The organism is Bacillus sp. MRMR6, assembly GCF_001940785.1.
Classification (GTDB): Bacteria; Bacillota; Bacilli; order Bacillales; family Cytobacillaceae; genus Neobacillus.
In genome coordinates this window covers 113,468-126,611 of record NZ_MSLS01000012.1, presented here as the reverse complement: position 1 = coordinate 126,611, position 13,144 = coordinate 113,468, and the positions used below count along the sequence as shown (strand labels likewise).

General features: G+C 37.6%; 8 protein-coding genes and 1 tRNA gene. 3 read left to right on the top strand and 6 right to left on the bottom strand.

All coding sequences use genetic code 11. From position 1 onward, the window contains the following. The 3 genes from BTR25_RS13715 to BTR25_RS13705 form a co-directional block, all read right to left on the bottom strand. Positions 1-2,338 (bottom strand): OmpL47-type beta-barrel domain-containing protein (locus tag BTR25_RS13715; protein ID WP_254842710.1); only part of this gene is annotated, 2,338 nt, incomplete at its 3' end. Positions 2,339-2,640: 302 nt separating this feature from the next. After that, positions 2,641-7,374, bottom strand: a complete 4,734-nt coding sequence (locus BTR25_RS13710; RefSeq protein ID WP_083652375.1) for a pectinesterase family protein — start codon at positions 7,372-7,374, stop codon at positions 2,641-2,643. Between the two features lie 243 nt (positions 7,375-7,617). Next, positions 7,618-8,430 (bottom strand): MerR family transcriptional regulator, encoded by an 813-nt coding sequence (locus BTR25_RS13705; protein WP_075688605.1) that lies wholly within the window; start codon positions 8,428-8,430, stop codon positions 7,618-7,620. A 1,644-nt stretch (positions 8,431-10,074) separates the two neighbouring features. Between BTR25_RS13705 and BTR25_RS13695 the strand changes: the two genes are divergently transcribed. Then, complete coding sequence (locus BTR25_RS13695) at positions 10,075-10,677, top strand: tyrosine-type recombinase/integrase (RefSeq protein WP_075688603.1); 603 nt, start codon at positions 10,075-10,077, stop codon at positions 10,675-10,677. Beyond that, positions 10,619-10,927, top strand: coding sequence for a tyrosine-type recombinase/integrase (locus BTR25_RS28635; RefSeq protein WP_075688602.1), 309 nt, complete (start codon positions 10,619-10,621; stop codon positions 10,925-10,927). Before BTR25_RS13695 ends, BTR25_RS28635 begins: the two co-directional genes overlap by 59 nt. A 44-nt stretch (positions 10,928-10,971) precedes the next feature. On the opposite strand, the gene BTR25_RS13685 is transcribed toward BTR25_RS28635, so the two are convergent. The 3 genes from BTR25_RS13685 to BTR25_RS27655 form a co-directional block, all read right to left on the bottom strand. Further along, a complete protein-coding gene (locus BTR25_RS13685; protein ID WP_075688601.1) occupies positions 10,972-11,400 on the bottom strand; it encodes a tyrosine-type recombinase/integrase in 429 nt (142 codons plus the stop codon). Further along, positions 11,373-12,017, bottom strand: a complete 645-nt coding sequence (locus BTR25_RS13680; RefSeq protein WP_075688600.1) for a tyrosine-type recombinase/integrase — start codon at positions 12,015-12,017, stop codon at positions 11,373-11,375. The genes BTR25_RS13685 and BTR25_RS13680 overlap by 28 nt, the downstream gene beginning before the upstream one ends. Positions 12,018-12,165: 148 nt before the next feature. Further along, positions 12,166-12,262, bottom strand: a tRNA-Sec gene (locus BTR25_RS27655). Positions 12,263-12,645: 383 nt separating this feature from the next. Here BTR25_RS27655 and BTR25_RS13670 point away from each other — a divergent pair. Next, complete coding sequence (locus tag BTR25_RS13670; protein ID WP_075688598.1) at positions 12,646-13,074, top strand: DUF2621 domain-containing protein; 429 nt, start codon at positions 12,646-12,648, stop codon at positions 13,072-13,074. Positions 13,075-13,144: the final 70 nt, after the last annotated feature.

Here is a 13,144-nt window from a genome sequence, read left to right as displayed (position 1 = left end):
ATTTATTGGACAACAAGTATTCAGCGTCTCGGATAAGATAATCTGCATATTGTACAGAAATATGCTTTCCTTTTTGAGCCCTAACTTCATTCAAAAATGCATCCAAATTTTCCGCGTCCAACTTGCTCATCAAGCTTTTAGCTATGCCGTTACTATCTATCCATCCGGTTTTCGTAAAGCGTGTAATCAATTCCTGTAAGGATTGGATGCTTGTAGAAGTTTGGAACTTAACAACTTGGTTTACTTTATTCCCAGCCAAATCGTATGTTGTTATGCTATACTCGTGCTGACCAAGTGGCAGAGTATAAAGTAGGATTATCTCCCCATTTTCTACGGAGTTTCCATCAAATGCTATTGTTGTTTTTGTGTTGTCAATTCCGGACAAATTATCTTTGAGCTCCATGACCGGATTGATATCCACGGAATCGTTGTAACTATCATTCCGAACGCCAGTCATATCAATAGTAGGAGCAGTGGAATCTAGATTAATAGAGATGTTTTGCTTCTCTTCAATATTTCCGGCATTATCCACTGAACGATAGCTTACATCATATTTTCCATCCATATTGATTGTGATCGGCTCAGTGTATGTTTTCCAAGTGTTTCCACCATCAAAGCTATACTCCGTTTTGGCCGCACCACCCGATAGTACGTCAGAAACATTAAGACTCAACTTTACATCATGTGTATACCACCCGTTCAGTCCGTCCGGTTGAGGTGGTGTGACAGCAGCCTCTGTAACAGGTGCTGTTGTATCAGCAGATGTCACTTCAACACCGTCAACTACCAGTTTTATATCGCTAAAGGTTATATCCGCATTACGTGCTACAAACATACCTACGTAAACGTAATCTGGATCGATGCTTGTAAGTTTAAAATCAAACCCTCCAGTGATAGTTGCTTCATTTCCAACTTTAGTTGCATAACCGTCTGAATTGCTTTTAATAGAAAGATTTATGATGTCTCCTACAGAAATTCGGTTTGCTGCTGTTCCACCTTGGGTAAGTACTCCACTCTTTCTAGCGAAACTATTCCAAAATCCTCCTGTCGCTGCCTTAGTAAGCTTTAAAGGAGCTGCTGCAATATATTCACCCATAGTAGTGTTTATATAAGAATCGATATGCATTTCATCCCTGGCCATCAAGCCAAAGGATACTTGATCATTAAAACTAAAGTTATTAATTTTCGCTTTAGCTGTTAGCGTAAATGTGCTTTCTGCGGGTACTTTATAGTAATACATGGCAAATCCATCAGTCGCACTGGCTATTTTCCCTTTATTATTTGCTACTGCAATATGCATATTTCCATCACTATCTGTTTCAAGAGTTTGATTTGCAGTGCTTGGATCACCACCAACATCACCAAGTACCGTACCTTTCCAAATACCATAATCTGCCCATAATGTACTTTGCTGCAATTCACCAGTATACGGCGTTTCTTGGTAATTTGGATTGGAAACTAACGTATCTGCTTTCGTTGGAGCTTCAGCATAAATCACATGTTCCGCAAGTCCACTTACGCCTAATTCTTTAATTGCCTTTGTTAGAAGGTACGCATTATACCTTCCGCCCCAGATATTGGTATGTGTATTATCCACGCTTTGCTGTTTTGAAGAGGTCCACGCATGGAGATACAGTGTTTCACTTGGGCTCAGTTCGTCATATAGAGTTTTAGATAAGGTAGTCATATCAACTACCGGAACATTAAGCGCTGTCCCCAAATCCCTAATGGCTTGTCGATAATCTCCGCCTGGAAACTCTCCGACAGTGTCTGTAATATGAAGATTAGAATTGCTCCATACACCTGTAGACGATCTTCTGACAATAGGAGTAGAAAGGATAACTTGAGTTCCCGCCGCCTCAGCTGGTTTAATATAATTTTCATATAAGGAATTCGCAAATGATCCTGGATCCAAATAAGTTCCATTCGGATTTGTATATCTTTCCGGCTCAGTTTTTTCATCATTATGGCCGAAACCGATTAATAAATAATCTCCGCTTTTCATGCCGCTGAGCAACGTTTGATACTCAGGATCAGTTGTATAGCTTTTTGAACTTCTTCCAGACAAGGCAAGATTTTTTATGGTGAAGGAGCCATCGAGATAATTTCCAATTTGAGTACCCCATCCATACCTTGGATAATAGTAATTATCGGTAAAAGAGCTTACGGTCGAATCCCCAACAATCCAAATTGTTGGAGTACTGGCAGTAGTTTTTGCTGTTATTGTCCGGTCGTCAGCTGGTTCTCTGGCAAATGTAACAACGTTGTTAAATGCAAAGGTGAAAAACATTATGAAAGTCAGTAACTTGCTAATCGCTATTTTTGACTCAATTTTCATTCTTGAACCCCTCTCAACAAATGAAGCTTCTCTTTAGTTCACCTATACATGCAACGCATGACTCTCTTAAAGAAATACACGAATGATACGCTTTGATAGTAATCGCTGCGTCATTTCTTCCGCATGTTTCAGTTCTCCCTTCAATTCATTTTGTGGTACCCACGTATTTTATTATGAAGGTTGACATTATGTCATAGTCAACAATTAAAACGTTTTCATTTTTGCTTGGGAACGAAAAGCTCCACCTTCATAAAAAAGGGGGAGCTTTATATTTCTGTGGAGCTAAACTTTTCAATAATAATTTATTTATTGGACAACAAGTATTCAGMGTCTCGGATAAGATAATCTGCATATTGTACAGAAATATGCTTKCCTTTTTGAGCCCTAACTTCATTCAAAAATGCAKCCAAATTTTCCGCGTCCAACTTGCTCATCAAGCTTTTAGCTATGCCGTTACTATCTATCCATCCGGTYTYCGTAAAGCGTGTAATCATTTCCTGTAAGGATTGGATGCTTGTAGAAGTTTGGAACTTAACAACTTGGTTTACCTTATTCCCAGCCAAATCGTATGCTGTTACGCTATACTCGTGCTGACCAAGTGGCAGAGTATAAAGTGGGATTATCTCCCCATTTTCTACGGAGTTTCCATCCAATGCTATTGTTGTTTTTGTGTTGTCAATTCCGGACAAATTATCTTTGAGCTCCATGACCGGATTGATATCCACGGAATCGTTGTAAATATCATTCCGAACGCCAGTCATATCAATAGTAGGAGCAGTGGAATCCAGATTAATAGAGATGTTCTGCTTCTCTTCAATATTTCCGGCATTATCCACTGAACGATAGCTTACATCATATTTTCCATCCATATTGATCGTGATCGGCTCATTGTATGTTTTCCAAGTGTTTCCACCATCGAAACTATACTCCGTTTTAGCTGTACCCGCTAGTTTGTTAGAAACGTTAAGACTCAACTTTACTTCATGGATATACCACCCGTTCAGACCGTCCGGCTCGGTTGGTGTGACTGCAACTGTTGTAACAGGTACATCAGAAAGACGATCAAGTAGAGCCTGTGCTTCCCCAGTCCAATAAGGATTAAGCTGACTTGTATAAACACCGCTTGTATCAGGAGTATATACACTTACTTTGCTAAGTGAATCCACTTCAAATTGTACGCTGTTCTTACCGTCTACACCGCCTACTCTTACTGGTGGAATAACGTAGTTAGAGATGTTATATCCAAGGTCCTGTATTTCATCAGCAATTAAAGCGCCGTTATAAAAACCGCCAATCTTATTATTGTGAGTTGAATCTGCAGGGACCATTACTGCCTTTGCTATAGGAGAACTTCCATTCGTGGCTGCAGGGTCATTCTTGTATGCTTTTTCAAAGGACTCTTTTGTTAATTCAAACATATCAATAACCTTAACACCCTGCTCTGCACCTAACTGTTCAACCGCTCTTACATAAGCATTATTGCCAGTTGTAATCGTTCCAGTTGTGGTGTCCGTAGCATCATGATGAGTTCTTATTGTGCCATCCGCGTTAAAATACTGTCTTGAAACAGGAGTAACTAAAATAGGAGTTGCACCTGCATTTTTTGCTACATCAATATACTGCTGCAAATACCACTTGAAGGTACCGCTGGTATGTGGATAAAATTCTGCGCCATACTGTTGTGAAAGACTTGCCGGTGTTGCCTCTCTAACACCCGGAATGGAAGGATAAATACCATTTGCATCCGGTGTTCCCATAGAAACAAATCTGTCTAAGAGATAACCTAATTGATTTGCTTCGTCATTATGTCCAAATTGAACCAGCAAATAGTCACCGGCTTTAATGGTAGAAGTAATTTTATCAAGACTTCCCTCATTTATAAAGCTTCTTGAGCTTCGGCCTCCGTTTGCGTAATTAACAACATTTACCTTATCGGAATTGAAAAATTTCTGTAAATATTCTCCCCAGCCACCAGTATCTGAGGTTGGCCCGTATGTCTTAACCGTTGAATCACCTGCTAAATAAATATTCACACGCTTACCATCCGGAATCTCATTTCCACCGCCTCCGGATGAGCCAACTCTAACCAGGTTAACAAGCTTAATAGACATCTGTGTGCCTTTCATACCATTCACGGTTTCCGGCGTAACAACAGCCTTGATATAATAGCCTGCATCGTCACTAGTAATCTTGTAAGTTTTTGAAATATACGCTGTTGTGGCATAGATCAACGTCTCAGTTCCATCCGGACTTACTCTGTACCACTGGATTAAAGAACTGTCATTTACGTTATCATTTGGATGTTTAAATTCATAACCTAAGCTAACGGTATTTCCGACGTAAGGTATATTGATATCATCATCTGTTGTAAAGAAAGGATCAACCTTAAATGTTGGTGCTGTATCACTGTCAGCTGAATATGATGATGGTGTCCAACCTCCAAAATAATCAGCAACGTTAATTGCGACAGCTTGTGCCTCCGATAAAACTGGTGACCTTCTTTGCGATGTATCGACTGCTGAATGATTATAAGTTGTATTATATTCTGCAAAATGCGCATTTTCAGGCGGGCCACTCATATCTGTCCAGCCTTTGGGGTCTATGATAGAATCACTCTGAAGCTTGGTATTCAAAAAGGTTACTCTTGCTCCTGCTCCCCAAGGTCTTCCGAAGAAACCTGAAGCCTGCATATTTTTACTACTGGCTGTTACAGCACTGTTCCTAAATAGGTAGCCATAAGATGCTGTATCCCTTGCTGCTGTGATATAACCACCTACAGCCTTCTCACTGTAACCGGCGAAATTCAATGTAGCATTATCAAATACCACATTTCCATCACCAAATATATAGTCTGTGTTACCTTCTATAAAAGAGTTTTTAAAATAACTGCTATTCGTACTGCTGTTACCGGTGTAAAGTGTGTCCTGGCTTCCAAGGAAACTGCAATTAATAAACTCAGCTCGGTTTCCTTCGATAATCATAGCTGCAGCTCTTTCTGTAGCTGCTTTTGAAGTAACATCTGTAAAAGACTTTCTTTCTACATTGATCGGGCTTGCGGATGGTATATTGGCAAGCTCCACACCATCTGCTAATTCCTCATCTGTCATGTACTTGTTGAAGGAATTTTCAAATACGATGTTTTCTGCTTTGAAGTCGGTAGCCGCACTGGTGAGATAAACGGTACCACCCCATTTACTGGCAATATTCTTGGAATACTTATCAAATGCATTTTCTGCATTATAGAAGCCGTCAGACCCCATGCTGTAATATTTATAGCCAATCCCGTAATACCAAGTAATTTTAACCTGCGTATTAGGATCACTGGTAGGATTCGGATTAGAATTTACAAGTGTAATAAATGGAGTTTTTATTACAAGCTGTGCCCTGTATACACCCGGCGCGATATGAATGGTTATTCTATGAGCTTCATCGGTTGGGTTCATTCGGGCTGCTGTATCAAGAGCATCCTTAACTGTACTGAAATTATTGGCCTTAGAGCTGTCGCCAACATACAAATCCGGAACCCAGGCAAGAGGCTCTATAGCAGTGTTGCTAACAAACAGAATATCTTTTGTGGTATCCTGTCCATTAATAACTACGTGAGAACTCGTACTATAATTCTCCGAACTAACAGCTGTAACGTTATAGGCACCATCTCTAAGGCTTACTGTGTATCCGCCATTTGAAACGGTCCCGTCATAAGTGTATCCATCATCAACATTTGTAAATGTAATAATTGAAATTTGAGTTGTTGATGGTAATCCCTGGAATAACCCTGTTGCAGTATGTACTGCTTTTTTAGCAACTGTAATATCCTGAACGGTGTCAGCGCTTAGATTTATACTACCGCCATCCACAATTTCATAATCATTGACACCCGAAATAACGGCTGTATACGGTACTCCATCCTGAATATCAGCTTTAAAGGTCTGATCATTTGTATTTACTATAGCTTCAACCGGTGAGGAAAGGCTTCCCTCTGGAGGAGTAAATTTGATTTCTAATTTACTTACATCATAACTGCTGTCAAAGCCCTTAATATTTCCACTTATGTTGACAAGCTTGTTAGCTACAACATCAAAACTAACACTTTTCCCTGCCGTAATATCAGAAGTCGATGTACGTAAGACCTTGGTTTCATCGGAAATTCTGTAACTGGCTATATTCTTTAACGTAGCAATATAATCATAGCCCGTTGCAAGAACGGCATCAAAGGTATTGTCTGCATTAACATTTACAGTTGTAGTATCGCCGGTTTTCTGATTCGTAAAATCAAGTGCATACCCGGCAGAAATATCACTGTCATTTAAGTTCACAGATCCACTTACCTTAACTCCGGGAGTCCTCGTCACTCTTTGGAAATAAGGTTTTCCACCTTTATCCGCTGAAACATAAATTTGATAGGATCCGGAATATTGTGCTGTGAATTCAACTTTTTGTGCGGATGTCGTAAAATCAGCTGTACTATCCTGAACCTGTGAAGCATCCGGTTTTACTGTAACTGTGGTCCCGCTTACACTTACTGCTGCGTGAACAAAGTGAAGGGTTTCATCTCCATTACTCGTTCCACCATAAACCGTAATTTTATCCCCGGCTGTAACATTATCAAGAGTCAAATACCTCCTCCCGGGACCTCCCGTACCATTTGCGTAATAAACTCCGTTTGCATTATAACCATCATCATAACTATACTTTTGACTTCCCCAGAAACCAGAGGAATTTAGACCTACGGTAGAACCATCTGACTCATAATAGTATGACCTATCCGTTGTACTCGGATTGGCTATGGTTAAATCCCCAAATGAAGTGGTTACATACGTACCGGATTTAATTGTCGTTTTACTGTCAAGAACATCCGCTGTAATAATATTGTTGTATATATCTCCTGAGGTTTGGATTCCTCCAAAATCCCAAATGTCAATTTGCCTGTCGTTAGATGTATCACTGGCAAATGCAACAACGTTGTTAAATGCCGAGGTGAAAAATATGATGAAGGTCAGTAATATGCTAAGCACTTTCTTTGACTTGATTTTCATTCTTGAACCCCTCTCAACTATGGAAGCTTCTTTAGATTACTAGATTACCAAGACATTAAAATAGTAAATTTCTTACTCCGTTGCATAGCTCTATCTAATAGAAATCCATGAATGAAAATGTTGTTAAAAATAGTGGCTTTTTCTCTCTTTTTCGCATATGTTAGTTCCCCCCTCCATTCATTTCTGTTACCCACGAATATAATTATGAAGGTTGACACTATGTCATAGTAAATAATCCAAAGGTTACATTTCCGCTATGGGAACACCAACTAAAACATACTGCATTTCCTGTTGATCTTCTATCACATTGGCAATTACAATTCCAATAATGTCCCCATTCATTTTTAATTTATGCTCCTGCATATACTTGAAAGGCTCTTTCAGCAAATCTTCTTTTACATTTTTTTCGCCATTTACCGGGAGCTTTGCAACACTAATGAGGGATTTTCGTTTTTCATATCTTTCCGTATATTCATTTTGTTTTAAATTATATCTATCCACATGGGCCGTTTTAACAGCCACACCCGCATTTAGAATGAGACGGTCGTTTTCTACATCTTCTTTTCTAATTAGATAAACCCGCAATACTTCCGGCGACAAATATAAGTGATCCTGGATGGCCGTTATCCTTTGGGGTTCCGTTAATATTTCATCCCTCCTTTGATAAAGTACATATGAAAGATCCACGCAATCTCTTATGTAGCATAGTTGTTTAGTTTCCTCGGCTTTTTTCATTAATACCAAATCATCTTTAAGTCTATGTCTTAAATTGGTTAAATAGTTAATTTGTTCGTCAAATTTCTGCATCCGCTTCTCGTATTCAGAGATTAAGTCTGCCAAATTACTGTTCTTCATATTTCCTATTTCGGTATGTGTAAAACCATACTTTCGTAATAGTCTTACATTCAAAAACGTTGATAGGTCATTTTCATTGTAGTATCGATAATTGCTATTTTCAGATCTTTTGGACGTGATATAGCCCATCTTTTCATATCTTCTAATTGTATTTGTTGTAACGTTAAGTACAGTTGCTAATTCACTAATCTTGTATTTCATAAAATCCCCCTTCGGTATAACAATTAGTTGTGATTTTCACATTATATACTAAATATTCCGACATTCGAATATTTTTTGACTCCAATCTTGTTAGACACATTTCTTTGCTGTCTTCTTTATTCGCTCTACGATTCAAACGTTTACAATATTTATTTCTTTGGTTTGTGATAATTTAAAATATTCTAACTATTATTTTTATTCGAAAAGTATTCAATAATACTTTTCATTACAAAAATTCAAAGTCAGAGGTGTAAAAAATGAAAGTTTTAGAGAAAGTAAGTCAATAAACCGATGACGTTAAAAGAAAAACAAATTTAGGAAAGGAATGCTAGAAGGCGTTATAACGATTGTGTTTGGAGAGGTATGCGTAAGTCTGACGGGCAGGTTTATGCTGTTAAAAAAACTCACAACCTATTTCCAGCAAAGTCAATACATTGTATTGAAAAATAAAATGTTTTTCACTGTTTTCCTTCGCATTATAAACCTCACTTTTTCTGGTATTTGTAGGTGAATAGTATGATAGTACACGACACATCTTAACTCTTGCAGGGGGAAAGTGGTAAAAACTAATTGCAAGCACTACCTGTGAAGAGATGTTCCATTAGACTTGTTCCAGAATCAACTTTCTAAACCTGATTTAGGAGTCAAGTATTAAATGGAAGGGATGAAAGAACGCACGGAGTACCTATCTGATTTCTTCATTATGTAATGAAAGCGGAGGTGAGTAAAATGTATTGGGTGAATGAGGAGCATAAGGAAAACTTTGCAATATTGGAAAGGAAGTTTCCACACTGTTACGTTTATAGATGTTGAAATACATCTTCCTGTTATGTGCAGCACTTCTAATGAATAGTTAATTAAGCTACCAATATTTCATCAAAATTATTGTTAATGGAGAAAAAGGACGTGTTTAGATGTCATACTACTTTGACAATGAATTTGAGGATTCCCTAGTCGTTAAAATGAGTGATCTTCCATATAGGGGGATAAAGTAAGGATACAATGGTTGGTCTGATGCAGAGGGTCAATTTTGGTTAAGTAAATATGAATGCGAGGTTATTGGCTTCCCAAGTAAGGGTGAAGAAAAGCCCGCTGCGTATTACTATTTAGCATTGGGAAGTATAAATCGCTACCTTAAGCTATACAATCGAAAAAAGGAAATAAAGAGCTTATGTTTCTTCAAAAGTAAAGAAGAGTTTCCTAATAACATCATGAATCAGCAGCAAATTTGCTACCTTCTAAAAAAGGATCCTTCTGGAAATGGTATCAAGGAAATAGGTTATTTTTTTGAACACAAATCTGTAAATCCGTATTCAGGTAGAATTAGAATGGCTTATGATGTTTCATTGAATCCTAATTTCCTAAAAAACAAGATGAGAATCTTGCTAAAGAAGGATGAACTAATCAAGGAAAAACATAAAAGTTTATGGGGGTGAAATGGGAGGTAGAATCTTTGGCTTAAAATTGGAATTTTATATAGGATCACCCATTCACTTTTCCCGAGGTCATAGGTGACCCAATATTCATGATTGGATGTGAAAAAATGAAAAATCACACAACCATATTAAATGGTAAAGTAATTAATGGTGATTTGCAAGGGATTCTATTAGATGATGCATTTATGGATTACCTGAAAGAAAAAAATTGGTTAAAAAATTAAAGCCTCGAACTATTGGATGGCATGAGGAAAGTTATCATTATTTCAAAAATTTCCTAGATTCATTAGGTATTAAATATGTGCATGAAGTCACGCATTCAATATGTGTTGACTATTGGGAGTTCATGGAAAACAAAAAACTTGCTGAACAAACAAAAATCACTAGATCCCGTTCGATTAGAACGCAATTTAACCATTATAAAGAACAAAAATTGATCCAAGAAAATCCTTGGTCAGGTGATTCCTTTAAAGTTCTAAATAAGGATGTTGTAACAGAGGTCCGTTCTTTAGAACCAAAGGAAATGAGAGTGTTACTCAGAGAAATCGATACATCCACCTTTGTCGGTTTTAGACTGTATGTCTCTTTGTGGATGATGTTCGATAACGGAATAAGAATTGGTGAACTACTCAAATTAAATGAGTGGGATATTGATTTTGAAAATTGCGAAATTCTTATTAAAGATCCTAAAAATGGGCAAGACAGAATGGCACCAATCAGTGAGGAAACAGCATCACTTCTAAAAGCATTAATTGAAAACAATAAAAAAATTCCTGAACTGTCCTGCAGTATTTACCGGAATCAAAGGTGATAGATTAACTTACGCAGGGGCTTATGATAGTTTAAAAAACTATACTAGGAACTCTGGAATCCACATGAACTTTCATAAAGGTCGTCATACCTTTGCTAATCTTTTTTTAAGTGATTGTGAAGATCTTGACCTCCTTATGGAAACTGGAGGATGGTTAACTGTAAAGTCAGTCATAAGATACAACAAAAAATCAAAGAAAGTGAATAAAGAGCTTCATCGTAAATATTCACCAATTAAAAAAATTCTTTAAGAAAAACGGCAGGTTTCCTAAAAACAAACCTGCCGTTTTTCTGTTTATAAATTATTAATTGGACTAAATTGATGGTGTTGCTCTTTAATGTCCTCACCATTCATCTGAATATACTTTCGAACCATATTCATCGTCGAATGGTCAAGAATTCGCTGCAATGTAAAAGCATCACCGCCGTTAAGAATGTAAAATTTTGCAAACGTATGTCGAAACGTATGAGGTGATACCCGTACATCCTTTATATTTGCTTTTTGACCGTATTCTTTAATTCTAGTTCTTACCCAACTTGGGTCAATTTTCCCACCGTAATTGGAGAGAAAAATAAAATCAATATCATCAAAAACACGGTTTTCCTTTATAAGCATATTTAACGCTTTTGCTATTTTTTTGGATAATGGCAGAATTCGAGCGTTAGTATTTTTGGCTAAATAGGCAGGTACTTTTATTATCTTTTGTTCATAATCGAAATCCATTTTTTTAGACCCAAGGCTTCGTTACTGCGAATCCCTGTATCTAAAAATAATAGCATTAACACGTAGTCTCTAAAACCTGCATAGGTTCGCTGATTAGGTTGATTAAGTAAATCGATAATCTGTTTTTTCGAAAAGGCTTGAATTGTATCCTGCTCGGTCTTTAATAGTTTTACCTTTGATGCTGGGTTATTAGGAATGTGTCCCTCGTCAAACAAGAACTTGAAAAAGCATTTCAATGTTCTTAATCGAATGTTCACCGTAAAAGGTGATAACCCCTTTTTATCGGTTTTAAATTGGCAGGATGCTTTAGTATGATCATCCCACAGCCGTTTTTCTTTACTCATATAATAGACATAATCACGATTTATTTCTGTAGTAACCTCATCCGCATATTTTATTTTGGGATGATTGTTTTCCAGAAACGATAAAAGGTAATTAAAATGTTTACGGTGCTCACTTAATGTCCGTTCACGAAGTCCTTCTAATTCTTTTGCTCTCATAAAAATTTCAAACCGTTCAGCTAATAATTTGTTCGAAACACTTTGCTTTGCACCTTCTTCTAAAAAGACACGATCCGAAACTGTTTTTCTTCCTTTTCTTTTGGTTTGCTCAGCCATAAAAAATCCTCCTTAACTAAATGGATTTTCCCAATAGCAAGGAGGTCACACAGTCTTTTTGACAATAGCACCAACAGTCTATATGTAAAAAAAGAACTTTATTCAAGATTTTCCAAAATGCTAAAAACGTTAATAAATCAATGTTTTTTGGCGGGACTGTGTGGGAATCGAACCCACCAGACCTGGCACGCAGGTCTCAAGCAGTTTTGAAGACTGTGGAGGACACCAGTACCCCATTCAGCCCCGTAGGTTGTATAAAAGAGTGTTCTCTGCTCTTTCATTTGTAACAATATAATACAATTTAATATAGTAATAATCAAGTGAGTTGTCGAATCTGTCACTTTTTCGACAACGTTTTTACCGGCAATCCAGCCAAAAATTAGCATTAAACTCCACCTATCAAGAGAATACTTGTCTTCTACTCCCAATTAAGAATATAATAAAGTGAAACTTCCATCAGTGGGGTTTTTTTTCATCCCCCACTGATGGTTAGTTGAACTTATCGGGCTTTTACGGGCAGTTAACCCCACTAAGGATTCCTTATATTCATTCATAACATTGAGGTGGGGTCTTACTGCCCGTTAATGCGGGATAAGAGGATGAAAATAGTATGTTGTAGGTGAGTAGAATGCAGCTAACAGGATGGTTTCTATGGTTTATGATGTTTTGGATCGTAATTATGGTCACGCTTTTTGCGATTGGCGGCTATTTTATGTTCCGAAAGTTCTTGAAGAAGCTTCCAAAGGAAGACGGGAAGTCTGTTATGGACTGGGAAGAATATTACGTCAATAAGACACGTCATTTATGGGGAGAAACAGAGAAAATCCTTCTCGAAGATTTAGTCAGCCCGGTTCCTGAGCTTTTCCGTGATGTAGCAAGGCATAAAATTGCCGGAAGAATTGGCGAACTGGCATTAAAGGAAAAAGTTTCTTCTATTACAGAGGAACTAGTCATTCGTGGCTATATCCAGGCTACTCCAAAAAGAGACCATAAATTTCTACGTAAGAAACTTTTTGAAAACAGAATTGATGTTGCTCCTTATGAGCACTTGTTCTAGCCGTCCTTATCAGGGCGGTTTTTATTTTTTCCAAGTAGCAAAAAACACTGTCTACTTAACAGACAGTGTT